This window comes from Achromobacter sp. 1L-A-4-B-C2, assembly GCF_057291955.1.
Window position 1 is genome coordinate 727,396 of sequence record NZ_JBXAWP010000002.1, and the last position, 26,170, is coordinate 753,565.

Sequence of the window (26,170 nt, forward strand, 5' to 3'; positions counted from 1 at the left end):
ATGCGCCTGGGATAATTTCTCCATCAAGAACGTGGCCAGACGGCCGATGGAGACCCCCTCATGACCCCCGCATCAGAACGCCTTGGCCTGGCGCAAATGGCCGCCGCCATGACCTTATCCGGCACCCTGGGCGTGTTTGTCCTGGAATCCGGTCAAAGCGCCTGGAACGTCGTTTTCTTTCGCTGCCTGTTCGGGGCCATGGCGCTGTTCATCTATTGCTGGTCGCGCGGCCTGCTCAAGCCCGGCCTGTTCACGCGCAAGACGCTGTTCCTGGCGCTGGTGGCCGGCGCCGCGCTGGTCATGAATTGGGTCTTGCTGTTCTCGGCCTACCGGCTGGCGTCCATTTCCCTGGCCACCGCGGTCTACAACGTGCAGCCCTTCTTTTTGATCGGGCTGGGCGTGCTGTTCCTGGGCGAACGCCCGTCACGCGGCAAGCTGGCGTGGTCCGTAGTGGCGTTTGCCGGCCTGCTGCTGGTGCTGCGCCTGACGGACACGCACGCGGGCGGCCAGGCCTATCTGTCGGGCCTGCTGCTGGGCCTGGGCGCGGCCGCGCTGTATGGCGTGACGGCAGTCATCGTCAAGCGCTTGAAGGGCGTGCCGCCGCAGGTGCTGGCGCTGGTTCAGGTGACGCTGGGCGCCGTGATGCTGCTGCCGATGGCGGATTTCAGCGCCGTCCCGACCGCGCCGCTGCAATGGGGTTATCTGGTGGCGCTGGGGCTGGTGCATACCTGCCTGATGTACATCCTGATGTATTCGGCCATCCAGAAGCTGCCGACCACGTCCACCGCCGCGCTCAGCTTCATCTACCCCGCCGTGGCCATCCTGCTGGACCTCGTCGTCTACGGCCAACGCATGGAACCCATGCAGGTGGTGGGCGTGGCGATGATCTTCGTGGCCGCCGCCGGCGTCAGCCTGAACTGGACGTGGCGGCTGCCGGGCGGCTCCCACCGGGTGGTGTAAGGCGCGGGGGTTGGTGGCGGCCAAGAAACCCGCCCCCGGCCCCGGTTATTCGGGGCCGGCGACAATGCCTGCCGCTATCATGGCCTTCCACCCGCCGGCACGGCCGGCGGCGCCTTGATTCCCAGGACGCACCCCATGATCGATCTCTATTACTGGACCACCCCCAACGGCCACAAGATCACGCTGTTCCTTGAAGAAACCGGCCTGCCCTACAAGATTCACCCGGTGAACATCAGCCGCGGCGATCAGTTCAAACCCGAATTTTTGGCCATCGCGCCCAACAACCGCATCCCCGCCATCGTCGACCAGCAACCGGCCGACGGCGGCGCGCCCTTGTCGCTGTTCGAGTCGGGCGCCATCCTGCTGTATCTGGCCGAAAAGACCGGGCGGTTCCTGCCGGCCGACCTGCGCGGCCGCGCGGAAGTGTCGCAATGGCTGTTCTGGCAAATGGGCGGCCTTGGCCCCATGGCCGGCCAGAATCATCACTTCTCGGGCTACGCGCAAGAGCGCATCCCCTACGCCATCGACCGCTACGTCAAGGAAACCAACCGCTTGTACGGCGTGCTGAACAAGCGTCTGGCCGACCGCGAATTCGTGGCGGGCGACTACTCCATCGCCGATATGGCGGCCTACCCGTGGATCGTGCCGCATGCCAAGCAGGGTCAGGACCTGAACGACTTCCCGCATCTGCAACGCTGGTTCAACGCCATCGCGCAACGCCCCGCCACGCAGCGCGCGTACGCGTTGGCCGACAGCGTCAACACCGCGCCGTCCATCAGCGATGAGGAATCGCGCCGCATTCTGTTCGGCCAGACCGCGCAGAACCTTGCCCGCTAGCCAGGAGCCCTGCGATGTCCGATCCGCAATTGGTCTTTCGCCGCGCGCGCTGGGAAGACCTGCCGCACATCGTGGCCCTGTTGGCCGACGATGAGCTGGGCGCCAAGCGCGAAGACGCCTCGGTGCCGCTGAACCCGCGCTACACGGCCGCCTTCGCCGCCATCGCGCAGGATTCCAACCAGTTCCTTGCCGTGGTTGAGCAAGGTCCACACCTGGTCGGCTGTTTGCAGTTATCGTTCATACCCGGCTTGTCGCGGTTGGGCCTGTGGCGCGGCCAGATCGAAAGCGTGCGCATCGCCTCGTCGGCGCGCGGCCAGGGTCTGGGGCGCGCCATGTTCGAATGGGCCATCGACCAGTGCCGCGCTCAGGGCTGCGGCCTGGTCCAGCTGACGACCGACCGCGCGCGCCCCGATGCGCGCCGGTTCTACGAAAGCCTGGGCTTTACGGCCAGCCACGACGGCATGAAGCTGAACCTGTAGTTTTTGTTCATTGATTTCGCAAGGAGCGCCCATGCATGGCGAATACAAAGTCCCCGGCGGCAAATTGGTTGTCGCGGATCTGGAAGTGCGCGACGGCCGCCTGGCCAACGTACGCATCAGCGGCGACTTCTTTCTAGAGCCGCCCGAAGCGCTGGAAGCCATCAACAGCGGCTTGAACGGCATGCCGGCCGATGCCGGCGAACTGGAATTGGCGGTGGCGGTGCAATCCGCCCTGCCCGCCGATGCCGAACTGTTCGGCTTTTCGGCCGAAGCCGTGGCCGTGGTGCTGCGGAGGGCGCTTGCATGACGCGCACCGACTGGAACGATTACGACTGGCAATTGATCCACGAAGGCCCGCAGGCGCCGTCGCTGCACATGGCGCTGGACGCTGTCATTACCGATGAAGTGGGCGCGGGCCAGCGCCCGCCCACGCTGCGCATCTGGGAATGGGCGGCGCCCGCCGTCGTTATCGGCCGTTTCCAATCGCTGAAAAACGAAGTGGACCCCGACGGCGCCAAGCGCCACGGCATTGAAGTCGTGCGCCGCGTCAGCGGTGGCGGTGCGATGTTCATCGAACCGGGCAACTCCATTACCTATTCGCTAAGCGCGCCGCAAGCCCTGGTGCACGGCATGAGCTTCCAGGAATCCTATGCATTCCTGGACGCCTGGGTTTTGACGGCGTTACAGGGCCTGGGCATCAAGGCCTGGTATCAACCCCTGAACGACATCGCGTCCGACATCGGCAAGATTGGCGGCGCGGCGCAAGCCCGACGTGCGGGCGCGGTGCTGCACCACGTGACCATGTCGTACGACATCGACGCCGATAAAATGGTCGAGGTTTTGCGCATTGGCCGCGAGAAACTGTCCGACAAAGGCACCACCAGCGCGAAGAAACGCGTGGACCCGCTGCGCACGCAGACCGGTCTGGCGCGCGAAGTCATCATCGAGCGCATGCTGGAAACTTTTGCCGGCCTGCATCGTCTGACTCCGGGGCAAATCGGCAGCGACACGCTGGCGCGCGCCCAGCAGCAAGCCGATGAAAAGTTCTCGACGCCCGAGTGGACGGGCGTGGTGCCTTGACGGCAAGATCTTGATTTTGTGGAGGTAGTTCAATGCGTCGCACATTCACGCCGCCAGGCGGGATAAGCGGTCTGATCCTGGGCGCGGCCTTGTTGGCGCTGGCCGGCTGCGGCAGTACGCCGCCTGCCAACATCACCCTGGCCGCGCCCGCTTCGACCACCCCGGAAAAAGTGGGCGACCTGTCCACCGAGCGGATCAAATGGGCGTCGAACAAACCGGGCTGCGAAGGCGACTGCCCGCGCATTGAAATCGACAGCGTGGCGTTTCCGGGCATACCCAAATTGACGGCGTTGGTGGACCACGTGCTGGCCTACATGACCGGCACCGATGCCAATCGGCGTGGCCCCTACAACACGCTGTCGGAATACACCCAATACTTCTGGTCGACCGCGCGCGCCCGCGACGCCACGTATTTCAAGGCGTCGGTGAAAGACACGGTGGGCGACATCGTGGCGATTGAATTGCACACCGAGCAATTTTTGACGGGCGCCGCGCACGGCATTCCGGCCACGCAGTATTTGAACTGGGAGCGTTCGCGCGGCCGCGTCATGAGTCTGGATGAAGCGTTGATCCCAGGCCGGCGCGCGGAATACGTTGCGGCCTTGCAGCGCGCGCATGCCAAATGGCTGACGGGCAACCCCGACGCCAAGCGCGATCCCGCCGCCTACAACAAGATGTGGCCCTTCCAGGAAAGCGACAACTTTGCGTTGACGCGCGACGGCATCGTCGTCAAATACGACGCCTATTCGATTGCGCCCTACTCGCACGGCGAACCGGAACTAAGCATCCCTTATGCCGACCTGCGCGGCATCCTGAAGCCGGAACTGCTGCCCACGTCATAGGCCAATGCCAAGACCGGCAACGGGCGCATGGCCCAATGCCGGTCAAGGATGCGTGCTCAGCGCGGCGCAAGGCCTTGTGCAGGCCGAGGTTCGGGTGAGCGGACTGAGAGTGGAGCTAGGGAGGTGGCCGCTTTTTTCGCGTCTGTGGCCGGGTAAGACGCCCAGTCCGCTCAATGCAACCGCGGCAAGAACGGGCCGGCGGCGCGCGTCGCCGGCCTGCCGCGATGGCTTAGAAGCGGTGGCGCACGCCCACGATGCCGACGGTGCTCTTGACGCCGTCAACAAACGCGAAGTCGGTCGCGTACGAACCCAGCGCGTACAGGTTGGTGCGCTTGGACAGGTTGTACGTGTAGCCGATGCTGTAGACGTTCATCGTCGAATCGTTGCCGGCGGTCAGCGGGTTGCCGTTCGGGTCGGCACGCTGCCACGACGCCAGGATGCTGCTGGCGCCCAACGGCACGGTCAGGCCGACCAGGTACGAATTGGCCTTGAAGCCGGACACGGCAACGTTGGTGCCGAAGCTGCTGGCCGTGGGGCTGCCGCTGCCGAACGAGTTGATGCTTTGGCCGGTGAACCAGCCGTCGCGCGTCTGGCCAAAGCCCAATGCCAGCTTGACGACTTCGAAGTCGTAGGCGGCCGCGATGGACCAGGACTTGGGCGTGGCATCCGTGCCCAGCTGGTTGGCCGGGTTCAGTTGGTCGTACGTGGCGGCGACGTTCAGCGGGCCGTTCACGTAACGCAGGCCGGTCGTGATGGCGCGCGTGTTGTCAGCAGTCTTGAAGCCGGTTTGGGCGGCGGTCGTGTCGGACGCGTTGAACGAGTAGCCCACGCCAAACTGGAAGCCGCTGAACGACGGGGTCGAATACTGGACCATGTTGTCGTAGCGGACGGTGTTGGCGGCGCTGAAGGCCACGCCCACGTTGGCTTGGCCATAGCTGCCCGAGAACGGGTCGATCGAGGCCAGGTACTTGGATGCGATGTTGGTCTGGCGGCCGAATTCCAGCAGGCCCCACGAATCGGCCTTCAGGCCGACGGTGGCTTGGCGGCCGAACAGGCGACCGCTTTGGCCGGATTGGCCGTTGCCCGAATTGAAGCCGCTTTCCAGCGTGAACACGGCAGACAGGCCATCGCCCAGGTCTTCGGCGCCACGCAGGCCCCAACGCGAGCCGCTCGACACGCCGTTAACCATGCCGACCTTGGATTCGTGATAACCGTCGCCCTTGATGCGCTGGTAGCCGATACCGGTGTCGATCAGGCCATACAGCGTTACCGAGGTTTCCGCTTGGGCCACGCCGGTGACGGCGGCCAGGAGCGCGGTTGCGAGCAGAGTCTTTTTCATTACATATTCCCTTTGATTGAACATACCCAGGCCGCGTGCCGGCTTGCTGGGCAAGCGGCGCATGGCGCATGGCAGGAACGAATTCTAGGGACGCTATGTGTCAGAAAATGATGCGGTACGGCTAGTGGCCCCGATTCGCGAAAAAAAAGCCCCACTGTGGTCAGCGCTCCACAACCGGGAAGAATGCCGGTGCGGCCACGAGCACGTCACCAGAGCATGTTATGAAGGGCGCACTGGCAATGCAATCACGGCATCACCGAGCGTGGTTCGGCGCGGATTGGAGTGTTGTTTCGGCGCAGTTTCGACCTGGGTTTGGGCGTCGACTCAAGCGTCGCTTCGTCCCTTAACGCGGACCCTTCAGCGGCAGCAGGCGGCGGTAGCCCGGCGGCAGTGGCTCGGCCGCGTGTTCGCTTACGGCGCGGGCCAGGCGTTGTTCCAACTCGGGCGGGAACGGCGTGGCGCGACGCGTGTTCAGGTCCACATGCAAGGACAGCTGCTCCATGGTGGCGGCCAGGTAGCCGTCGCGGGTCTGGGTCAGTTCCATCAGGCAGAGCACCCGCTTGTCATCCGATTCCAGCAAGCGCACGCGCAGCATCAGCGGGTCACCGGCCAGCACTTCGCGCAGATAGGCCACGTGCACGTTCATGGTGTAGATGCCGCAGCGCGTGGCCTCGGTGTAGTCCAGCCCCACGCCCACCTGCCCCAGCAGCTCAAAGCCCACACGATCGAAGATGCCGACATAGTGCGCGGCGTTCAAATGGCCATACGCGTCGATCCAGGCGGGGTCCACGGTCAGTGTCGTGGACGGCAGGGCTTGAGTCATGAAGGTCTCCGGGTGGCGAAAGGGGGAAGTGTCGATGAGCGGCGGCGGCTGCGACCGGCCTGGGTACGGGCTCAGCTTGGGTATAGGCCTGGACCTTGGCATGGACCTAGGCCTGGATCTTGGCCTGGATCTTGGCCTGGACCTTGGCATGGGCTGGGGCTCGGCTTTGAGCTTGGGCTCCAGCTCCGGCACATTCTATTCAGATTGCGCCGGCCATGCCCCAATGGAAATCGCCCCTTGCGGGGCGATTTCTCTTTTTGTCTGCCTCGGCCTCCTCGGCGCCGCGTCAATGACGCCACGCCGATTCAGTCATCACGGATACAGGCCGCGCACCTGGCGCGCTTGCAGGATGCGCGTGCAAGCCACGATGAACGCGGCGGTGCGCAGCGTTACCTTGTGTTCCTTGGCCACCTGCGACACCGCGCTGTAGGCTTCGCGCATGATGCGTTCCAGGCGCTGGTTGATCTCTTCTTCGCTCCAGAAGAAGCTGGAGAAGTCCTGCACCCATTCAAAGTACGACACCGTCACGCCGCCGGCGTTGGCCAGCACGTCCGGCACCACATACACGCCGTGTTCGAACAGGATGTCGTCCGCTTCCGGGGTGGTGGGGCCGTTGGCGCCTTCCACCACGACCTTGGCGCGCACCTTGGCGGCGTTGTCGGCGGTGATCTGGCTTTCCAATGCGGCCGGGATCAGGAATTCGGTTTCCAGCGTCCAGAATTCGTCCTTGTCCAGCGCCTGACCACCCGAGAAGCCGCCCACGCCGCCATGTTGCGACACGTGCGACAGCAGCTTGTGGACGTCCAGACCGGCGGGGTTGTGCACGGTACCGGTGTGGTCCTGGGCGGCAATGACCTTGGCGCCGGCTTCATGGAACAGACGGGCAGCGGTGCCGCCCACGTTGCCAAAGCCCTGCACGACCACGCGCGCCTTGGACACGTCGATGTTCAGGTCGCGAGCGGCTTCGCACGCCACCACGAACACACCACGGCCGGTGGCTTCGACACGGCCCAGGCTGCCGCCCAGCGCGATCGGCTTGCCGGTGACCACGCCCGTGGCGGTGGCGCCTTCGTTCATGGAATAGGTGTCCATCATCCAGGCCATGGCCTGGGCGTTGGTGCCGACGTCGGGGGCGGGAATGTCTTTGGACGGCCCGATGATGACGCCGATTTCGCTGGTGTAGCGGCGCGTCATGCGTTCCAGTTCGGATTGCGACAGCGTGCGCGGGTCAACGCGGATGCCACCCTTGGCGCCGCCATAAGGCAGGTTCACGGCGGCGTTCTTGACCGACATCCATGCGGCCAATGCCATCACTTCGGAGAGCGTCACGTCTTGGTGGAAACGCACACCGCCCTTGCCCGGGCCGCGCGACACGTTGTGCTGCACGCGATAGCCTTCAAAGTGCGCGATGGTGCCGTTATCGAGTTCGATCGGCACATCGACGATCAAGGCGCGCTTGGGACGCTTCAGCGTCTCGACCCACCGACCCAAGGTGCCGAGGTACGGGGTGACCCGGTCGACTTGTTGCAGGTAATTACCCCAGGGGCCGAGGTCATCGGCATTCAGATAAGACGGCAAGGCATGGGTGGGAGTGTGAGACATGAGCATGATCTCCTGACAAAGTTGCGCCATTTTATCCACGAAAACTATAGCGTCCCTATTTAAAACCTAAATATTTTTAATAGGGACGCATAGTTGGGGCGGATACCGTACGGGTCACGAGCCCGGCTCGAAAACTGACCTATCCTAAGCCGCGAACGCGCACGCGTCCAGCCTCGGTCAACCGCAAGCCGCGTCGGCCGGGCTTTACCGGAACAGCGATGAAAAAGGGGCAGCCCCGTTCAGGACTGCCCCCCCTTTCACCGCGCACCTCTTCACGGCGCCATCAGCTGCCAGGCCAATCGCGCCGCCGCGCGCGCGCCATGGCCGTCCACGTCAAAGCGCGGGCTGTACTCGGCCAGGTCGGCCACCCGCAGCTTGCCGCTGGCCTTCACGCGCAGCACGATTTCCTCAACAACGGCCATCGGCACCCCGTAAGGCGCGGGCGCCGACACGCCGGGCATCACCGCCGCCGGCAACACGTCCAGGTCGATGGTCAGGTACACGTGGCGCGCGCGCGCGAGCAACGCGTCCACGTTGGCCAGCCGAGCTTCCAGATGGCGCTCCTGCATGTCGCGGTCTTCTACCCACACGGCCCCCACCTCGGCGGCACGGGCGTACAACGCCGGCGTGTTCGCCAGCCGCGAGACGCCCAGGCAGGCATATTGCAGCGCCCGCCCCTCGGCTTCGCAGTAGCGCGCGATCTGGTCAAAGGGCGTGCCGGAACTTCCCGGGCGGCCGGTACGCAGGTCGAAGTGCGCATCCAGGTTCAGGACCAGCACGGGTTCGGTGTCGCCACGGGCTTGCAGCCAACGCGCCAAACCCTGGAAAGTGCCCCAGGCAATTTCATGCCCGCCGCCCAACACCAACGGGCGGGCGCCCTGCCCCAGCAGTTCCGCCACGCGCAGGCCCAGGCGTTCTTGCGCGTCTTCCAGCGCATCGCCCTGGCACACCACATCGCCGCCATCCAGCAGCCGGGCAAGTCCATGCGCCGGCAAGCCGGCCAGGAATTTGCGGATGCCCGCCGGCCCTTCGGCCGCGCCGACACGCCCCTGGTTACGCGCCACGCCCGCGTCGCAAGCAAACCCCAGCAGGACGGGTTCGCCCTTGTTTGCCTGGCCGGCTTCCGCCTGAACGATGTGCGCCAAGCGGCGCGTGTCGCCCTGTTCGGCGCTGTCGTCGCGCGCCTTCCACACATTCTGATCCAGCTGTGCCGCGCTCATGCCGCCGTCCCCTGACTCAATACCGCTTGCAGGAATTCACGGGTGCGAGCCTCGCGCGGTTCAGTAAAGATCACTTCGGGCGGGCCGGATTCCAGGATCACCCCGCCGTCCATCACCGCCACCACGTCGGCCACATCCCGCGCGAAACCCATTTCGTGCGTGACGACCATCATGGTCATGCCTTCACGCGCCAGCAGTTTCATCACCTGCAGCACTTCGCCCACCAGTTCGGGGTCTAGCGCCGAGGTCGGCTCGTCGAACAACATGACCTTAGGCTGCATGGCCAGCGCGCGCGCAATGGCCACGCGCTGCTTCTGCCCACCCGACAGGCTGGCCGGCATGGCCGCCATTTTCTGCACCAGCCCCACCTTTTTCAGCAGGTCTTCGGCCAGCGCATTGGCCTGGTCGCGCCCCATGCCCCGCAGCGTGCGCGGGCCCACCGTAACGTTATCCAGCACGGACAGGTGCGGAAACAGGTTGAAGCTCTGGAACACCATGCCCACCTGCATGCGCAGCTGGTTCAGCGCGGCCTCGGGCAGCAGCGTGCCGTGGTCCAGCAAGGTCTGGCCGCAGATGTCCACGGTGCCCGCCTCGGCCACTTCCAGGCCGTTGCAGCAACGCAGCAGCGTGCTTTTGCCCGACCCGCTGGGGCCGATCACCACGACTACCTGCGACGGCAGCACGTCAAAGTCGATACCCTTGAGCACGGCATGCTCGCCGTAGGATTTTTCCAGGCCGCGGATGCGGATCATTTCCTGCGGATTGCCTAGCGGGTTCATTGCACCATCCCTCCGGCGCGCAGGTGCTTTTCAACCCTGCGCAAAATCAACATGGCGGCGGTGGTCAGCACCAGGTAGATCAAGGCCACCACCAGATAGGTCTCCAGCGACCGATACGACACGCTGATGATCTTCTGCCCTTCGTGCATCAGGTCGTGAATGGTCAGCAGCGACACCAGCGCCGAATTCTTGATCAGCGCGATGAACTCGTTGCCCAGCGGCGGAATCATGCGCACGACCGCCTGCGGCAGGATGATGATGCGCATGGCCTGGCCGGACGACATACCCAGCGAACGCGCGGCCTCAGTCTGGCCACGGTCCACCGACTGAATGGCGCCGCGCACGATTTCCGACACGTAGGCGCCCGAATACATGCCCAGGCCCAGCACGCCGCAAGCGAACGCGGGCAAGGTCACGCCAAACTGCGGCAGACCAAAGAACCAGATAAACAGCTGCACCAGCAACGGCGTACCGCGAAAGAACAGCAGATAAACGCTGCACAGGTTGTAGATGACGTAGCGCTTGGGGTTGAGCCGGCCGACGCCGACCAACAGGCCCATGACACAGCCCAGCAGCAAGGCGCCGGCGGTTACCTCCACGGTAACCACCGCGCCCCGCATCAGGCTGTCGAAGTCGGCGAAGACGGGGGCGAATTCCAGGTTCATTTCTTGGGCGCCTCGAACCACTTGTTCACGATGGCCTGGTAGCTGCCGTCCGCCTTCAGCTTTTTCAGGGCGGCGTTCAAATCACGGGTCAGCTCGGGCTTGCTCTTGGGCACGGCGATGCCGTAGTCCTCGGTCGTCACCTGGTCGTCCAGCACGGTCAGGCCGGTGGTGCTTTGCGCGAACAGCTTGGCGGCGGGCTTGCCCGTCACGGCGGCGTCGGCGCGGCCGATCTGCACCAGGTTGAACATTTCCTGGTTCTTCTCGACTTCCACGCGCTGCACGGCCGGCAGGTGCTCTTTCAGGTAGTTGACCGACTTCGTGCCCACCTGCACCGACACGTTGCGGCCGTCCAGGTCCTTGAGCGTCTTGATGGGGCTATCGGTCTTGGTCAGCACGACCAGGCCGCCCGCGTAGTACGGGTCGGTGAAGTCCACCACCTTGCTGCGCTCGGGCGTGATGTAGATGGCGGACACGGCGATGTCGGCACGGCCGGCTTGCAAGGCGGGGATCAGGCCCTTGAAATCGATGTCGATCCACTCGACCTTCTTGCCCATGGCGCCGGCCAGCGCTTCGACCAGCTCGATGTCAAAGCCGGTGCGCTTGCCGTCCTTGACGAACTCCATCGGCGGGAACGTGGCGTCGGTAACGGCGCGGATGGTTTCCTGGGCATGCGCCGCGCCGGCGCTCCAGGCAAGGCCCAGCGTCAGGGCGGCGGTCAACAATGTGCGGCGAGTAGTCATGGTGAGTCCTATGCGAATGGGTACGGCGGTGAGTACGGCTAGAGGGATGCGGCGGAACAGGCGGCTAAAAGGGCCGGCCCGCGGATGCGGCGGAGCAGGCGGCCAAGGGGACGGCTAAACGAAACGGCTGGGGCGACAGTGCAACGACATATTCGATTGGGATCGGGCGACAGCGCCCGGTCAGAGGCTCTTTAGTGGACCTTCAGGCGGTCGGAAATGCGGCGCGCCGCGGCCACGGTCATGGCGATCAGTGCGTCGGGCCGTTGCGCCGCGCGCGTGGACGGCGCCATCAGCGTGATCGAGGCCACGGCCTGATTGGGCCGCTGGAATATCGGGACGCTTACGCCCCACACGCCGGCATCCACTTCGCTATCGGTGACGGCATAGCCCTGCCCGCGTATCCGTTCCAGCTCGTCTTCCAGGCGGGACGGGTCCACCCCGGCTTCGTCGGCCAGATAGGCCAAGGCGGCTTGCAGACGGCCCAGCGGCATGAAGGCCAACAATGACTTGGCGGATGCGCCGCGCGCCAACGGCAGGCCGCGTCCCTTGGTGAACGAACAGCGCAGCGGGTGCTGGCTTTCGATCATGTCCAGGCACACGGCCTGATCCTTGACGGCGACCAGCAAACCGATGGTCTCGCCGGATGCGGCAGCCAGCGTCGCCATGTCGGGCTGCGCTTCGTGTATCAAAAAGGACGACTGGTCAAAGCCCCACGCCAGTTGAACGCAGAGCGGCCCCGGGCCGTATTCGCCCTCGTGCTCGGCCACGAAGCCCCAACGCTTGAGCAAGGCAACCTGGCGATACAGCGTGCTTTGGGCCAGCCCGGTTTTTTCCGCCAGGGCGGCGATCGTCAACGGGCCATCGTGCCGGGCCAGCGTGGCCAACACGTACAGGACACGATCCGCGCCCGCCCCTACCGATGGTTCCGACATCAACTCTGCTCCCGCCATTAAGGAGCCGAGATTATCAATTCATGGTGGTTCTTCTTTGATTTTTTCCCGGAGGATGAGAATAAGCAGGGAAAACCCCAGATAAGTACGAAAAAAAAGACCGCAATGCGGTCTCTTTGATGTGTCCCTATCAGGGGCAAAAGGGGCAACAGCGCATTGCGATGGCTGGGCGCCCCGCGTCCTGCGTGTTTACGGTGCGGCAGGGGTGTCGTAGTTGTTCAGCTTGACGCCGGACACCCCGCCCACGCTGGGTGCGGCGGCCGGGGCCGAGGCACTGCCGGCGGGTGCCGGAGCCCCGGCCGCCGGCGCGGCGCCCGGCGCAACGCCCATCGACGCGCCAGACGTTTCCCCAGCCGGCTGCGCGGCACCTTGCGCGCTACCCTGCGCGGCGGCATCCGCGCCCGTCGCGGCATCGGCCTCTACCGGCGCGGGGCTGGCCGCGCGGCGCGCGCGCTTGGCCTCGTCCGCCTGGGCCACCTTCGTGGTCAGGTACGTCGCCACCGCCGCCGACTTGCCGTTGCGCGCCCAGTCAGCAGCGCTTTGGCTCTTCAGGTCGCGCGTGGTGACGTCCGCCCCCGCCTTGATCAGCAGATCGACCATTTCTCGGTTGCCGCCCAACGCCGCCATCATCAGGGGCGTTTCACCGCCCGGCGCTGGCGCGTTCACCATGGCTTTCTTGCCCAGCAGCATGCGCGCCATTTCCATCTGCCCCTTGGACGCGGCGTAGTGCAGCGGCGTCCAGCCCAGCCGATTGACCTGGGCGCCCCGGGCGATCAGCTTTTTGGCGCGTTCGGTCTGGCCGGCAATGGCCAGGTACATCAACGGCGTTTCGCCGGCCGGATTCTCGGCGTTCACGTCCGTGCGCTTGTCGGCCGCAATCACGTCAAACACCTTCCAGGCGCCGTCGACCACCGCGCGCATCAGGGCGGGTTGCCCGTTTTGGTAGCGCACATTGGGGTCGGCCCCCTGCGCCAGCAGGTCCTTGACGTCGTCCGGGTAATCGTTGGCCACGTACACCCACCAATCGCCCGGGTTGGCGGCGTCGGCCACGGGGGCCGCGCAGGCACCGAAGGCGATGGCCAGCGCCAACAGCGCGCCTCGGCATTGCGACAGGACTGGGCGGAAAGTCGGTGTGCGGGCGGTCATGGCTATCCTGGATGGAAAGGAACGAGGGTTAGGTGGGCGGCGGCCTGAAGGCCGGGTTTCTGGCCTGGCCGATGGTGTGCATTCAAACCGTATGTCTTTGAACGGTATGTCTTTGAACGGTATGTCTTTGCGCACCGCCCTTACTGTTTACTGCTTCCTGCTTACTGCTTACTTCTTACTGCTTACTTCTTGATCTTGCCGAACAGCTTGAAGAAGTTCTCCGTGGACGCCCGCGCCACGTCGGCCACCGGGATGCCTCGCAGGTCCGCAATCTTTTCGGCCACGTGGATCACCTTGGACGGGTCATTCAGCTTGCCGCGATACGGCACCGGCGCCAGGTATGGGGAATCGGTTTCGATCAGCAGGCGGTCCAGCGGCACCTTGCTGGCCACTTCGTGCACGATCTGCGCGTTTTTGAACGTGACGATGCCCGACAACGAAATGTAGAAATTCTGGTCCAGCGCGGCCTGGGCCACTTCCCAGGTTTCGGTGAAACAGTGCATCACGCCGCCCACCTCGGCTGCCTTTTCTTCCTTGAGCATGCGCACCGTGTCTTCGGCGGATGAGCGCGTGTGCACGATCAGCGGCAAGCCGGTGTCGCGCGCGGCGCGGATATGCCGGCGAAAGCGTTCGCGCTGCCAATCCAGCGGTTCGGACAAACGGTAGTAATCCAGCCCGGTTTCGCCGATGGCCACCACCTTGGGGTGTCGCGACAAGCGCGCCAGCTCTTCGGGCGACGGATCGGGCGTGTCTTCGTAATCGGGGTGCACGCCCACCGAGGCCCACAGGTTGGGCTGGGGCTCCACCAGCGACATCAGGCCGGGCCATTCGGGCATGTTGACGCTGACGACCAGCGCGTGGCTGACCTGGTTGGCGGCCATGCGCTCAAGAATGGCTGGCAGATCGGCGGCCAGTTCAGGAAAATTCAAATGACAGTGCGAATCGACGTACATGATGTGACTACATAAAGTGATCGCGGCGCGGCCGCTGCGAAAGGAAATCGCGACAGGCAAAGCGCCGCTGAATCAGGGACTTACGCCTGGCAGGATAGCACCACGCGTTGCAGGGTGGCGTGCGCGAAAAGCTTGGCGTTCAGCGGGTGGGTGGCCAGCGCGCGCTGCCGCGTCAGCCAGCGCGCCGCCTCGGCCACGCGGGCCGTGTTCATGCGCGCGGCCACCTTGGCCACGCCCGCGCCCAACGCCGGAAAGTACCGCACGGGCGCGCCGGCGCTGGCCAGCATCAGATCCGTATACAGGCGCTGCAAGGCGTCGATCCATTCCGTGGCCGGCACCTTTTCCAGCGTTTCGGCCATCGTGCCGACATCGGGCGCCTGCCCCTGCGCCAAGGGGTTGATCAGTTGCGACAGCCAAGGCGGGCAAGGCGTATCGCCCGCCTGCGCCAGCCGTAACGCAGCCAGCGGCGCGCCGCCCGCGGCCGCCAGCCATTCCCGCGCCGGCTCTACGTTCTGCGCGCGCAGCCATTGCAGCGCGGTATCGGGGTCGGGCGCCGGCAAGGGCAAGCGCCGGCAGCGCGATACCAGCGTGGGCAGCAGGCGGTCAGGCGCGTCGGCAACCAGCAGGAAAACGGTATGGGGAGGCGGTTCTTCCAGCACCTTGAGCAAGGCGTTGGACGACACCACGTTCAACGCGTGCGCCGGGTACAGCAGCGCCACGCGCCATCCGCCCCGGTGCGTGGCGGTGTTGAACCAGGACTCCAGCGACCGGATCTGATCGATGCGAATTTCCTTGGACGGGGCTCGCTTGGCCGCGCCCGAGGTCGGTTCGGCGTCCTCGGCAGGCTCGGCGGCGTCCGCGCCCTCCTCCACGGCCACGGCCTCGGGGCGGATGCGGCGCAGATCAGGGTGGTTGCCGCTGGCAAACCAGGCACAGGCGGCGCAGTGGCCGCAGGCCAGGCCGTTATCGGGGGTTTCGCACAGCAGGCTGGCAGCGGCGGCAATCGCGAAATCCAGCTTGCCGATGCCGGCCAGGCCGTGCACCAGCCAGGCGTGCGCAAAGCGGTCGCGGTTGCCCAGCCAGGCACGCGCCGTCTCCATTTGCCACGGCAGGAACTGGGGCGCGCTCATGTCGTCGCGGCCAGCAACGCCCGCAGCCCGGCTTCCAGTTCCGTGCGGATCTGCGCGATGGACTGGGTGGAGTCGATGATGTGGATGCGGTCGGGGTTAGCCTGGGCGCGGGCGTGATACGCCTGCCGGGTGCGCTCGAAGAAGGCAGCGCCTTCGCGTTCGAAGCGGTCGGGCTCGCGCGCATCGGCCAGCCGGGCGCGCGCCACTTCCAGGGGAACGTCGAACAGCCAGGTGCGATCGGGTTGGCCCGCGTGCATCCATTGTTCCAGCACGGCGACCCGCTCGGCGCCCAACTCGCGGCCGCCGCCCTGGTAGGCGTAAGTGGCGTCGGTATAGCGGTCGCACACCACCCAGGCGCCACGCGCCAGCGCCGGTTCGATGACTTGCCGCACATGTTCGCAGCGCGCCGCGAACATCAGCAGGGTTTCGGTATCCAGGCCCATCTGATCGGTCAGTACCAGCGCGCGCAGCTTTTCGCCCAGGGGCGTGCCGCCCGGCTCGCGCGTGGAGACCACGTCCAGCCCCTGGCTGCGCAGGAAGTCCGCGATCCAGTCGGTATGCGTGCTTTTGCCGGCGCCGTCCACGCCCTCCAGCGTAATGAAGCGTCCGCGAGAGGTCATTGGTCTTGTCCTTCAGGTGTGTCGGTTTCGGAGTCCGTCGCCGCGCCGGGGCCGTCCGGCACGGTGACGGGCGCGGTGGCCGGGGGGGGCGCGGGCGTCAACGCGGGGCTCGGCGTAGGCGTCGGGGTCGGGGTCGGGCGGGCGCCCTGGCCCAGGATGTAGCGCGACACGTTGCGATTGTGGCCGGACAGGTTCTCGGCGAATTCGCTGGTGCCGTTGCCGCGCGACACGAAGAACAGGTACTTGTGTTGCTCCGGCTGCACCGCCGCCAGCAACGCCGCCCTGCCCGCCGCCGCGATGGGCGTGGGCGGCAGGCCGGGTCGCGTGTAGGTATTCCACGGCGTATCGGTCTGCAAATCACGCTTGCGGATACGGCCCTGGTAGGCGTCGCCCATGCCGTAGATCACAGTGGGGTCGGTTTGCAACAGCATGCCGATCTTCAGGCGGTTGGTGAACACGCCGGACACACGGCGGCGGTCCGGCCCGTGCCCCGTTTCCTTTTCGATGATGGACGCCAGCACCAGGGCCTCGTAAGGCGTGGCCACGGGCAGGTCCGCCTGCCGCTTGGCCCAGGTGTCCTGCAAAATGCGCTGGCCTTCTTGATAAGCGCGGCGCAGCAGGTCGTAGTCGGTGCTGCCCGGGGTAAAGATGTAGGTGTCGGGAAAAAATAGCCCTTCGGGGTGCTTGATGTCGGAACCCAGGCGCGTCATCAACTCTTCGTCGCTGACTTCGCCCAGCGTCTGCTTGACGTCGGGGTGCTCGCGCAGCGCCTGGCGGATCTGGCGGAACGTCCAGCCCTCAAGAAAGGTGATCTGGCGCTGGGTCATGTCGCCCCGCGCCATGCGTTCCAGCAGTTGCCAGGGCGAGTCGCCATTGATGGCCTGATAGCCGCCGGCCTTCAGCAGTTTGTCCTGCTCGGACAGGCGCGCCATCCAGACAAAGCCGGGCTCCCAGATGGGCACGCCCACGGCGTTCAGCGCGCGCGCGACCGTGCGCGGGCTACTGCCCGGGTCCACCACAAAGTCGATTCTGTCGGCGGGTAGATGCATGGGTCGATGCATCCAGCTCCAGGCGGCGCCAACCGCTGCGGCGGCGGCGATCACGATCAGCAGGAATGACCACAAGACGTAAAAACGGAGTCGCTTCTTCATAAGTCCCAGAAGTTTAATGGATCGCGCGGACCTGTCGTGGCAAAACCGGGGCCAGACGTTACGGGGCGGCCCTTTGCGCGGCGTGGGCAAGGGGCCAATGACGCGGTGAAGGCGGCTATCATCTGCACTTTGATGACGTGATCACACCGCCGCCATGCACGCTTTCTATTCTTCGATTCCTGCCAGCGCCGAAGGTTGCGCGACGGGTGCCCCGTCCGCTCCGTGCGCGCCGCTGGATGATTTTCTGGTGTTCAGCGCGTCCGGCGCCGACGCACTTCCTTTCCTGCACGGCCAACTGACGCAAGACGTTACCGGCCTGCCGCTGGACACCGCCCGCCTGGCGGGCTACTGCACGGCCAAGGGCCGCCTTCTGGCCACCCTGGTCATGTGGCGCGCCGCCCCCGGCGCCGACGACGCCCCGCAACTGTATGGGCTGGTCCGCCGCGACCTTTCCGAAACGTTGCTCAAGCGCCTGTCCATGTTCGTGCTGCGCGCCAAGGTCAAGCTGGCCGCAACCGCCTTGAACGTGGCGGGTGTGCAGGCCACCACCGAACAAGCTGCCGCCCTGGAAGCCGTAACTGGCGCCCTGCCGCGAGCGCCGTGGCAGCGCGTGGACCTGCCGTCGGGCACCTGGATCGCCGCCCCGTCGGCCGATACCCGCCTGCGCTGGTGGTGGATTGCTTCGGACGAACAACTGGCCCAGTCTTCGGCATTGGCCGGCGCGCTAAGCCTGGCGCCCGCTACGCATTGGCAGGTGGCTGATCTTGCCGCGGGCATTCCGTGGATTGCCTCGGCGACGCAGGACGTATTCATCCCGCAGACCGTCAACCTGGAGCTGGTTCAGGGCGTAAGCTTCACCAAGGGCTGTTACCCGGGCCAGGAAGTGGTGGCGCGCAGCCATTACCGTGGCACCGTGAAGCGGCGCATGGCGTACGGCACCATTGATCAGGCCGGCGAGCAAGCGGGCGGGCAAAGCGCGGCGCTGGCCGGCGTGGACGTGTTCGACGCCACCCAGCCGGGCGAGCCCATCGGCCGCGTCGTGGATGCCGCCAGCGAAGCCGGCGTGGCTTCAGTGCTGTTCGAAACCACGCTTGCCGCGCTGCCCCAGGGGGACCTGCGCCTGGGCGCCGAGGACGGCCCGCGCATCACGGTTGGGCCGCTGCCGTATTCCATTACGCCGTAAGTTAAGGCGGACGCGTTAAGGCGGACGCGGACGCGCGCCAGGGCCGGCGGCGCGTTGCTGCAATACGCCGTGGCAAGCGGACGCGGGCGCGCTTAGCGCCGTGGCAACCGGACGCGGGCCTGCTTTGCGCCGCCGCGTGTCCCACATAACGTCAGACCGCCGTCCCACATAACGTCAGACCGCCACCCCAAACAGCGCGCCGACGCCTGCCGTTGCCGCCATTGCAAAAGCGCCCAACAGCGTCACGCGTAGCGCGGCGGGCCCCTTGGGCGCCCCGCCCGCCTGCGCGGCCAGCGTGCCCAAGCCGGCCAGACAGAGCACCGACGCGCCGATTACCCAGCCGATCAGTTGCGGCACCGGCGCCACCACGGCCACGACCAAAGGCAGCGCCGCGCCGCCCGCGAACGACGCGGCGGACGCCACGGCCGCCTGCACGGGCCGCGCGCGGTTATGAACGGAAATGCCTAGTTCATCGCGCGCATGCGCGTCCAGCGCGTCATGGCGGGTCAGTTGCCGCGCCACCTGCGTCGCCAGCTGCCGGGTCAAGCCCCGGTCTACATAGATATCGATCAGTTCGGCAAGCTCTTCTTCCGAGTTGCCCTTCAGCGAGCGCTGTTCCATCCGCAGGTCGGCCGCTTCGGTGTCGGCCTGTGACCGGACGGACACGTATTCGCCGGCCGCCATCGATAAGGCGCCGGCCACCAGCCCCGCCAGGCCCGACGTCAGGATTGCGCCATGCGAGGCCTGCGCGGCCGCCACCCCGGTGATCAGGCTGGCGGTGGACACGATGCCGTCATTGGCGCCCAGCACGGCGGCGCGCAGCCAGTTGCTGCGGAAAATTCGGTGATGTTCTTTGGCTGGCATTACCCGGTACCCATGCAACGCGTGACAAGCGCGACACGCACCTGCCCCATGAAAGGGCCAGGCGCGTGGCGCGCCGGAGTCATCGCGGTGTCACGCGCACCGCGGTGAGCAAGCCTATCACGCAAAGCGTGGCTTGCTCACCTTCGTAGGCATGTACTTCCACCTGGCAGATCGACAGACGTTTGCCCGGCTTGACCACGCGGCCGCTGGCCACGTAGCGGTCGCCCTTGGCGGGCGCCAGGAAGTTCATCTTGAACTCCGAGGTCAGTACGTCTTCACCCGGGCCAAACAGCGTGTAGGCGGCGTAACCGCCCGCGCTGTCGGCAATTGTGGTGGAAATGCCGGCGTGCAGAAAGCCGTTTTGCTGGCAAAGGTCGGCCCGGTAAGGCAGCCCGATGTCCACCCTGCCCGGCTCCACCACATCCAGCCGCGCGCCCAGCAGCCGCATGACGGTCTGCTGGTCGAAGCTGGCCTTGACCCGCGCGGCGGGATCAGCCGACGCTTGCGGCGCGGCCATGTCAGTCTTGCTCGCGCTTGACCAGGTTGACGATGCTGGAGAAATCCAGCTTGCCCGAGCCGCCCGCGCTATGCAGCGAATACAGGTTGCGGGCCAGTTCGCCCAGCGGGATTGAGGCGCGCGTGGACAGCGCGGCCTCGGCGGCCAGGCCCAGGTCCTTCAGCATCAGGTCCACGCCGAAACCGCCGGCGTAGCCCTTGGACGCGGGCGCATGGTCCATCACGCCCGGCCACGGGTTGTAGAGTTCGGTCGCCCAGTTGCGGCCCGAACTCTTGGCGATGATGTCCGACAGCACCTTGGGGTCCAGCCCGTTGGCCACGCCCAGCGCCAGGGCCTCGGACGTACCAGCCATCAGGATGCCGAGCAGCATGTTGTTGCAGATCTTGGCCACCTGGCCCGCGCCGCCGGGGCCGGCATGAAAGATGTTCTTGCCCATTTTTTCCAGCACGGGCCGGGCGCGCTCCAGCGCGGCCGCGGGGCCGCCCACAATGAACGTCAACGTGCCCGCCGCCGCGCCCGCCGTGCCGCCGGAGACCGGCGCGTCGATCATGGCAATGCCACGCGCCTCGGCGGCCTGCGCCACCTTGCGGGCCGTGTCCGGCGCGATGGTGCTGCAATCGATGACCAGTGCGCTGGCCGAAATCTTGCCCAGCAGGTCGTGGTCCAGGTACAGCCCTTCGACGTGCTTGCTGGCGGGCAGCATGGTCACGACGACGTCCGCCCCCTTGACCGCTTCCGCCGCCGATGCCGCGGCGCTGGCGCCGGCATCGGTCAGCAGCGTCACCGCTGCCGGCACCAGGTCAAAGACCGTCAGGCTATGTCCGGCCTTGATCAGATTCAATGCCATGGGCGCGCCCATGTTGCCCAAACCGATAAACGCGATACTGCTCATGATGTTTTGTCTCCTGGTGCTATGGCTATGGCTATGGCTTGCTATTGCTATTGCTATTGCTATTGCTATTGCTATTGCTGTTGTTCTTGCTTTAGGTATGGACTCATCGTGACCTGCATGACGGGCCCGAGTCGTCTATCGGGATACGCGGGTACGCGAGGCTACGCGAAGGTTCCTCGGCGGGGTACGCGCGGCACGCCGACCCGCGCGTACGGGCCGGCCGCGGCAATCAGCGCCCTTCCTGTCCCAGGTCGGCCAAGGGATGCGGCTCGCCCTCGCGCCAGGGTTCCTCGAAAAACTTTTGCACCCAGGCGTCGGTTGCGACGTCGATCACTGCGGGGTTCCAGCGCGGCTTCTTGTCCTTGTCGATCAGCAAGGCGCGGATGCCCTCGGCAAAATCACCATGGGCCGTGCACGCCAGCGCCGCGATGTATTCGGCGCGGAACACGTCGTCCAGCGAGCGCAGGCGCATGCGCTGCTGCAAGGCGAAGGCCAGGCGTACCGAACCGGGGGAACCGGCCAACATGGTCGTCGCGGCGCGCGCCAGCCAGGGGTCTTCATGGTCTTTCAGCAGCGCCAGCTCTTCGTAGATCTCGTCCAGCCGGTTGCCCGTGCACAGGTTGTTGATCAGGAACGAATGCTGGCGCAGGTGGCCGGGTTCCAGCGGCGTTTGCGGTTCCAGCGCGGTAAGCGCGCGGCGCAGCAGGCCGTCGTTGATGGAGCGCGGCGCCATGGCCTCGTCCGAGGCGCCGGCCGGCTTGCCCGCCCACGGCTGTTCTTCCAGCGACGCCAGCAGGCGCGGCCAGTCGGCGTGGTTCAGGCGGAAGTCCGCCAGGCCCGCAAAGAACGCGTCCGCCGTGTTCATCTGCGCGCCGGTCAGCGCCAGGAACAGGCCGATGCGGCCCGGCATGCGGTTCAGCAGCCAGCTTCCGCCCACGTCCGGGAACAGGCCGATCGAGACTTCCGGCATCGCCAGGCGCGAACTTTCGCTGACAACGCGATGGCTGGCGCCCATCATCAGGCCGATGCCGCCGCCCATGACGATGCCGTGGCCCCAGCACAGCACGGGTTTCGGATACGTGTGAATGCGGTAGTCCAGCCGGTATTCGTGCTCGAAGAAGCGGCGCGCGTAAGCGTTGCTCCAGCCGCTTTTACCCGCGTTTTCGGTCATGCTGCGGTACAGGCCGTGCAGGTCGCCGCCCGCACAGAAGGCCTTTTCGCCCGCGCCTTGCAAGACCACCAGGGCCACGCCCGGATCGCGCGCCCATTGGTCCAGGCGCTCTGCCAGCAAGTCCACCATTTCCAGCGACAGGCCGTTCAGGGTTTGCGGCGCGTTCAGCGTCGCAATCCCGAACCGCATGCCGTTCGCCGCGCTTCTTTCTTCGAACAACACCGGTGCATTCATCTTATGTCGGCTCCTTTTTCCAACAATTGGCGGGCAATGATCACGCGCATGATCTCGTTGGTGCCCTCCAGAATCTGATGAACGCGAGTATCGCGCACCAGACGCTCCAAGGGATAGTCCTTCAAGTATCCGTAACCGCCATGAATCTGTTGCGCGTCCAGGCAGATCTGGAAGCCCATGTCGGTAGCGAAGCGCTTGGCCATGGCGCAATAGGTGGCCGCGTCCGGCGCGCCGCCGTCCAGCTTGCAGGCCGCCAGCCGCACCATCTGGCGTGCCGCCACCAGGTGGGTGGCCATGTCCGCCAGCTTGAATTGCAGCGCCTGGAATTCCGCCAGGCGGCGGTTGAACTGCCGGCGTTCGTCCATGTAGCGGCGGGCCGCGTCCAGCGCGCCCTGGGCCGCGCCCACCGAGCAAGTGCCGATATTGATGCGCCCGCCGTCCAGGCCCTTCATGGCGATCTTGAAGCCTTCGCCTTCCTGGCCCAGCAGGTTGGCGGCCGGCACGCGGACGTTTTCAAAAGTGATGGGGCGGGTGGACTGGCTGTTCCAGCCCATTTTTTCTTCTTTGCGGCCGTAGCTGATGCCCGGGCTGTCGGCGGGCACGGCAAACGCGCTGATACCGCCCGCCCCCTCGCCGCCCGTGCGTGCCATGACGACCAGCAGGTCCGTGTCGCCCCCGCCCGAAATGAACGCCTTGGCGCCGTTCAGCACGTAGTCGTCACCCTGGCGTTGCGCGCGCGTGGACAGGGACGCGGCGTCCGATCCGGCGCCCGGTTCGGTCAGGCAGTAAGAAGCCAGTTTCTGGCCGCTGGCCAAGAGCGGGCCCCAAGCCTCCCGCAGGGCGGGCTGGCCCCATTTTCCGACCATCCAGGTGGCCATGTTGTGTATCGTCAGGAACGCAGTCGTGGACGGGTCCACGGCGGCCATTTCCTCGAACACCAGGGTGGCGTCCAGGCGCGGCAGGCCCAGGCCGCCGATTTCTTCGCTGGCGTAGATGGCGCAAAAGCCCATTTCGCCCGCCCGGGCGAAGGCCTCGCGCGGAAAAATGCCTTCAGCGTCCCAGCGCGCGGCGTGAGGGGCCAGTTCGCCCTCGGCGTAGTCGCGGGCGGCTTGCGCAAACGCGCGCTGCTCGTCGGTCAGTTCCAAGTCCACAGCCTGTCTCCTGTTGGTGTCGGTATTGTCTGTTGGCGTTGCGGGTCGTCTCGTGAACGCCCGCCCATCGCCGTGGCAAGATGGATTCTGGCATGACGTTAACGTAAACGTAAATATGAAACCGCGTTTATGTTACGCCGGATGCCGGGGCGGTATTTGTCTTGTTGGTGACAATGTCCGGCGGCGCCGGCCCGGCCCGGAGAGCAGCCTGCGGAAGGTGGCCTGCACAAGGCGGCCTGCACAAGGGGCCTACAGAAGGGGCCTACAGAAAGCGGCCTACAGCAAGCCCGCGGGCCGAACCCGGCCGTTCTTGGCCGTCTTGGTCCGACGGTGTTCGGCGCGGCGGCGGCGCGATTCCTTGGGGTCGAAGCTCAGGCCCCGGTAGATTTCGACGCGGTCGCCCTCGGCCAGCCGGGATTGCGGTTCGGCGGCGCGGCCAAACACGCCCACCCCGCGTTCCCAGGGCTGCACCACCGGAAAGGCCTGCGCAAACCCACTGGCCGCCAGCGCGTCCGCTACCGTGGCACCGTCAGGCAGGCGCAGTTCGCGCAGCCACACGTGGCCGGGCAAGGCATAGCAAACGCTGACGTTCAGCAACGCCGCCTCAGATGGCTCATTCGCCATATTTGGCCTGCGCCCGCTTGGTGAAGGAATCAATAAAGCTGGTCGCGATGCGGTTGAATACCGGCCCCACCACCATTTCCAGCGCGCGGTTCGAAAACGCGTATTCCATGGTGAACAGGACTTTGCAGGCATCTTCGGCCAGCGCCTGGAATTCCCAGTGCCCGACCAGGCTGGAGAACGGGCCATCCACCAGTTCCAGGTCGATCCGGTCGGGATAGACGTGGGTATTGCGCGTGGTGAAGCGCTGCTTCATGCCCGCGAAACTGATCAGGATAGAGGCCTGCATGCCATGTTCGTCGCGGCTTTGCACCTCGGCCCCGCCGCACCACGGCATGAACTCGGGGTACTTCTCCACGTCGGCAATCAGGTCGAACATCTGGGCGGCGCTGTAAGGCACCAGGACGGATCGTTGTACTTTGTGCATCGACTATCGCAAATGGCTAGAATGGCAAGATTTTACCGGCACCGCGCAACATGAGCCTAATGTGGCGCTTTGCAGCCCGCAAATTGCCGTTATGAGCAAAAAAGGCGTTATGCGCAAAAAGGCGTTATGAGCATTATCGACAACCGCAAGGCCACGCACGACTATTTCATCGAAGACCGCTATGAAGCCGGCCTTGTCCTGCAAGGCTGGGAAGTCAAAGCGATTCGCGACGGCCGCGTGCAGCTCAAGGAAAGCTACGTCATCGTACGCGATGGTGAACTGTACCTGCTGGGCATGCACGTCAGCCCGCTGCCCACGGCGTCCACCCACATCCACCCCGATGCCATGCGCACGCGCAAGCTGCTGCTCAAGGCCGAAGAAATCAGCAAGCTGATCGGCAAGGTCGAGCAGCGCGGCTACACGCTGGTGCCGCTGAACCTGCACTACAAGAATGGCCGCATCAAGCTGGACTTCGCGCTGGGCCGGGGCAAAAAGCTGTTCGACAAGCGCGACACCGCCCGCGAAAAAGACTGGCAGCGCGAGAAAGAACGCATCATGAAGCACGACACGCGCGCACCCCGCAAAGACAAAGACGATTGATTCAGGCCGCGGCCGGCATGACCAGGCGCTCTGCCTGCTCGGCCGGCCCCACGATGCGGTTGCGCCCCGCCGCCTTGGCGGCATAGAGCTTGCGGTCGGCGCGTTCGAAAAACACTTGCAGGTTTTCGCCGGGCACCCATTCGGCCACGCCCGCGCTGAACGTGTACGAAATGGTGCTGCCGCCATGCGCGCAAGGCGTGCGCCGCACGGAATCGAGCAAGCGCGCCGCCACATCCAGCACGGCGTCGCCGCGCATATCCGGAAACAACACCCCGAACTCCTCGCCGCCCACGCGCCCGACATGGTCGCCCGTGCGCAAGGTGGCGGTGGCCAGCAAGCCAAAATGGCGCAGCACGGCATCGCCCGCCACATGGCCATGCGTGTCGTTGATGCGCTTGAAATGGTCGATATCCAATAGCAGCAGGGTCAGCGGACGCCGCGTGCGCAGCGCCTGCGCGCAATAGCGTTCGGCCTGCAACCACCACGCCTTGCGCGACATCAGGCCCGTCAGGAAATCGGTGTTGGCCTCTTGCTCGCGGTCGGCCAGCATGCGGTCGTGGATGATCATGATGGTGCCCAGCGTCAGGCACGGCATGATCAGCACGCCCAGCGTCAGGAAGGCGATGTTCCAGACGTTTGGTTCCATCAAGGATTCGGGCAGCGCCAGGTCCAGCGCGTAGATCGCGGCCCGCAACGCACAGACGGCGGCCGAGATCAGCGCCACGGTCCACACGAAGCGATAGCTGTAGCGCGAACGATGCACCGGCATGTTGCGCTGGACGGTGACCGCCACCGCAATCAGAAAGCCCATTTGCAGCAGCGACATCGCCACGATGCGCGGGCCGATGCGCCAGTCCACATACGTATAGGCCAGCAACACCACCAGCGCCACCAGGCATGCCAGCGTCATCAGGTGCTTGGGCACGCTAAGCCCCAGCAAGCGCCGCACGCCCGAGTAATAGGAAAACAGCGCCAGGCCCACGGCCGCGTTGGGCACCACAACCGACACCAGCCAGGGCGCCGATGTGTTCTGAAGCGCAAACGTAAAAAACGCCAACAGCGTAAGCAAGTTGGCGCGTATGGTTTCGCGGATGCCGGCCATGCCGCTGCGAGCCAGCGACCCCAGCACGCAGAGCGATAGCACCCCCGCCAGTGCTGCTATCAGAAGCAAATTAACGGGAGCGATCATGGGCG

Annotated in this window: 29 protein-coding genes; 8 read left to right on the forward strand and 21 right to left on the reverse strand. The window is 65.5% G+C overall.

Features of this window, described 5'->3' with window-relative positions; translation table 11 throughout:
- Positions 1-60 precede the first annotated feature (60 nt).
- From AC0Z35_RS10710 to AC0Z35_RS10735, 6 genes are all read left to right on the forward strand, one after another.
- Complete coding sequence (locus AC0Z35_RS10710; RefSeq protein ID WP_120155070.1) at positions 61-960, forward strand: DMT family transporter; 900 nt, start codon at positions 61-63, stop codon at positions 958-960.
- A 135-nt stretch (positions 961-1,095) separates the two neighbouring features.
- Entirely contained in the window at positions 1,096-1,797 is a 702-nt protein-coding gene (locus AC0Z35_RS10715) for a glutathione S-transferase N-terminal domain-containing protein (protein ID WP_485131944.1), read from the forward strand.
- Positions 1,798-1,811: 14 nt separating this feature from the next.
- Entirely contained in the window at positions 1,812-2,276 is a 465-nt protein-coding gene (locus tag AC0Z35_RS10720; RefSeq protein ID WP_485131945.1) for a GNAT family N-acetyltransferase, read from the forward strand.
- A 31-nt stretch (positions 2,277-2,307) separates the two neighbouring features.
- Positions 2,308-2,583 (forward strand): lipoate-protein ligase small subunit, encoded by a 276-nt coding sequence (lplB, locus tag AC0Z35_RS10725; protein WP_046806825.1) that lies wholly within the window; start codon positions 2,308-2,310, stop codon positions 2,581-2,583.
- Positions 2,580-3,356 (forward strand): lipoate--protein ligase family protein, encoded by a 777-nt coding sequence (locus tag AC0Z35_RS10730; RefSeq protein WP_143215538.1) that lies wholly within the window; start codon positions 2,580-2,582, stop codon positions 3,354-3,356. The genes lplB and AC0Z35_RS10730 overlap by 4 nt, the downstream gene beginning before the upstream one ends.
- Positions 3,357-3,388: 32 nt before the next feature.
- Positions 3,389-4,198: an RsiV family protein gene (locus AC0Z35_RS10735; protein ID WP_046806823.1), complete on the forward strand. Its 810-nt coding sequence runs from the start codon at positions 3,389-3,391 to the stop codon at positions 4,196-4,198.
- A gap of 229 nt (positions 4,199-4,427) precedes the next feature.
- Here the strand turns inward: AC0Z35_RS10735 and AC0Z35_RS10740 are convergent, their stop codons facing one another.
- The 13 genes from AC0Z35_RS10740 to mltG all read right to left on the reverse strand — a co-directional run bounded on the left by AC0Z35_RS10740 (position 4,428) and on the right by mltG (position 17,316).
- Positions 4,428-5,537, reverse strand: a complete 1,110-nt coding sequence (locus AC0Z35_RS10740) for a porin (protein WP_046806857.1) — start codon at positions 5,535-5,537, stop codon at positions 4,428-4,430.
- A 343-nt stretch (positions 5,538-5,880) separates the two neighbouring features.
- On the reverse strand, positions 5,881-6,360 hold the full coding sequence (locus AC0Z35_RS10745) for a thioesterase family protein (protein ID WP_485131946.1): 480 nt from the start codon (positions 6,358-6,360) through the stop codon (positions 5,881-5,883).
- Between the two features lie 312 nt (positions 6,361-6,672).
- Positions 6,673-7,962, reverse strand: a complete 1,290-nt coding sequence (locus AC0Z35_RS10750; RefSeq protein ID WP_104145655.1) for a Glu/Leu/Phe/Val family dehydrogenase — start codon at positions 7,960-7,962, stop codon at positions 6,673-6,675.
- A gap of 272 nt (positions 7,963-8,234) precedes the next feature.
- A complete protein-coding gene (gene hutG, locus AC0Z35_RS10755; RefSeq protein WP_485131947.1) occupies positions 8,235-9,182 on the reverse strand; it encodes a formimidoylglutamase in 948 nt (315 codons plus the stop codon).
- Positions 9,179-9,961, reverse strand: coding sequence for an amino acid ABC transporter ATP-binding protein (locus tag AC0Z35_RS10760; protein WP_046806819.1), 783 nt, complete (start codon positions 9,959-9,961; stop codon positions 9,179-9,181). The genes hutG and AC0Z35_RS10760 overlap by 4 nt, the downstream gene beginning before the upstream one ends.
- On the reverse strand, positions 9,958-10,626 hold the full coding sequence (locus tag AC0Z35_RS10765; protein WP_046806818.1) for an amino acid ABC transporter permease: 669 nt from the start codon (positions 10,624-10,626) through the stop codon (positions 9,958-9,960). The genes AC0Z35_RS10760 and AC0Z35_RS10765 overlap by 4 nt, the downstream gene beginning before the upstream one ends.
- Positions 10,623-11,366: a transporter substrate-binding domain-containing protein gene (locus tag AC0Z35_RS10770; RefSeq protein WP_485131948.1), complete on the reverse strand. Its 744-nt coding sequence runs from the start codon at positions 11,364-11,366 to the stop codon at positions 10,623-10,625. The genes AC0Z35_RS10765 and AC0Z35_RS10770 overlap by 4 nt, the downstream gene beginning before the upstream one ends.
- Before the next feature lie 191 nt (positions 11,367-11,557).
- The gene (locus AC0Z35_RS10775) at positions 11,558-12,298 is read right to left on the reverse strand and encodes an IclR family transcriptional regulator (RefSeq protein WP_046806816.1); all 741 of its coding nucleotides are present in this window, start codon (positions 12,296-12,298) and stop codon (positions 11,558-11,560) included.
- Between the two features lie 207 nt (positions 12,299-12,505).
- Positions 12,506-13,462 (reverse strand): ankyrin repeat domain-containing protein, encoded by a 957-nt coding sequence (locus AC0Z35_RS10780; protein ID WP_120155054.1) that lies wholly within the window; start codon positions 13,460-13,462, stop codon positions 12,506-12,508.
- 182 nt (positions 13,463-13,644) lie between these two features.
- Positions 13,645-14,415 carry a TatD family hydrolase gene (locus AC0Z35_RS10785; protein ID WP_120155052.1) on the reverse strand — a complete coding sequence of 257 codons (771 nt, stop codon included), beginning with the start codon at positions 14,413-14,415 and terminating at the stop codon, positions 13,645-13,647.
- 80 nt (positions 14,416-14,495) lie between these two features.
- Positions 14,496-15,545, reverse strand: a complete 1,050-nt coding sequence (holB, locus tag AC0Z35_RS10790) for a DNA polymerase III subunit delta' (protein WP_046806813.1) — start codon at positions 15,543-15,545, stop codon at positions 14,496-14,498.
- Complete coding sequence (tmk, locus tag AC0Z35_RS10795) at positions 15,542-16,165, reverse strand: dTMP kinase (protein WP_219992279.1); 624 nt, start codon at positions 16,163-16,165, stop codon at positions 15,542-15,544. The genes holB and tmk overlap by 4 nt, the downstream gene beginning before the upstream one ends.
- Positions 16,162-17,316, reverse strand: a complete 1,155-nt coding sequence (gene mltG / locus AC0Z35_RS10800; protein ID WP_485131949.1) for an endolytic transglycosylase MltG — start codon at positions 17,314-17,316, stop codon at positions 16,162-16,164. Before mltG ends, tmk begins: the two co-directional genes overlap by 4 nt.
- A gap of 154 nt (positions 17,317-17,470) precedes the next feature.
- Here mltG and ygfZ point away from each other — a divergent pair, with 154 nt between their 5' ends.
- Complete coding sequence (ygfZ, locus tag AC0Z35_RS10805; RefSeq protein WP_485131950.1) at positions 17,471-18,499, forward strand: CAF17-like 4Fe-4S cluster assembly/insertion protein YgfZ; 1,029 nt, start codon at positions 17,471-17,473, stop codon at positions 18,497-18,499.
- A 174-nt stretch (positions 18,500-18,673) separates the two neighbouring features.
- On the opposite strand, the gene AC0Z35_RS10810 is transcribed toward ygfZ, so the two are convergent.
- The 7 genes from AC0Z35_RS10810 to AC0Z35_RS10840 form a co-directional block, all read right to left on the reverse strand.
- A complete protein-coding gene (locus AC0Z35_RS10810) occupies positions 18,674-19,363 on the reverse strand; it encodes a VIT1/CCC1 transporter family protein (RefSeq protein WP_046807161.1) in 690 nt (229 codons plus the stop codon).
- 79 nt (positions 19,364-19,442) lie between these two features.
- Positions 19,443-19,880, reverse strand: a complete 438-nt coding sequence (locus tag AC0Z35_RS10815) for a PaaI family thioesterase (protein WP_104145648.1) — start codon at positions 19,878-19,880, stop codon at positions 19,443-19,445.
- 1 nt (position 19,881) lies between these two features.
- On the reverse strand, positions 19,882-20,772 hold the full coding sequence (gene mmsB / locus AC0Z35_RS10820) for a 3-hydroxyisobutyrate dehydrogenase (protein WP_485131951.1): 891 nt from the start codon (positions 20,770-20,772) through the stop codon (positions 19,882-19,884).
- Positions 20,773-21,001: 229 nt separating this feature from the next.
- Positions 21,002-22,177, reverse strand: a complete 1,176-nt coding sequence (locus AC0Z35_RS10825; protein ID WP_046807164.1) for an enoyl-CoA hydratase/isomerase family protein — start codon at positions 22,175-22,177, stop codon at positions 21,002-21,004.
- Positions 22,174-23,328 (reverse strand): acyl-CoA dehydrogenase family protein, encoded by a 1,155-nt coding sequence (locus AC0Z35_RS10830; protein WP_046807165.1) that lies wholly within the window; start codon positions 23,326-23,328, stop codon positions 22,174-22,176. The genes AC0Z35_RS10825 and AC0Z35_RS10830 overlap by 4 nt, the downstream gene beginning before the upstream one ends.
- A 276-nt stretch (positions 23,329-23,604) precedes the next feature.
- Entirely contained in the window at positions 23,605-23,952 is a 348-nt protein-coding gene (locus AC0Z35_RS10835; protein ID WP_046807166.1) for an RnfH family protein, read from the reverse strand.
- The gene (locus AC0Z35_RS10840) at positions 23,942-24,376 is read right to left on the reverse strand and encodes a type II toxin-antitoxin system RatA family toxin (RefSeq protein ID WP_485131952.1); all 435 of its coding nucleotides are present in this window, start codon (positions 24,374-24,376) and stop codon (positions 23,942-23,944) included. Before AC0Z35_RS10840 ends, AC0Z35_RS10835 begins: the two co-directional genes overlap by 11 nt.
- Before the next feature lie 69 nt (positions 24,377-24,445).
- On the opposite strand from AC0Z35_RS10840, the gene smpB reads away from it, so the two are divergent.
- Complete coding sequence (gene smpB / locus AC0Z35_RS10845; protein WP_255444759.1) at positions 24,446-24,976, forward strand: SsrA-binding protein SmpB; 531 nt, start codon at positions 24,446-24,448, stop codon at positions 24,974-24,976.
- Position 24,977: 1 nt separating this feature from the next.
- Here smpB and AC0Z35_RS10850 read toward each other — a convergent pair whose 3' ends face one another.
- The gene (locus AC0Z35_RS10850; protein WP_104145646.1) at positions 24,978-26,165 is read right to left on the reverse strand and encodes a GGDEF domain-containing protein; all 1,188 of its coding nucleotides are present in this window, start codon (positions 26,163-26,165) and stop codon (positions 24,978-24,980) included.
- Positions 26,166-26,170 lie beyond the last annotated feature (5 nt).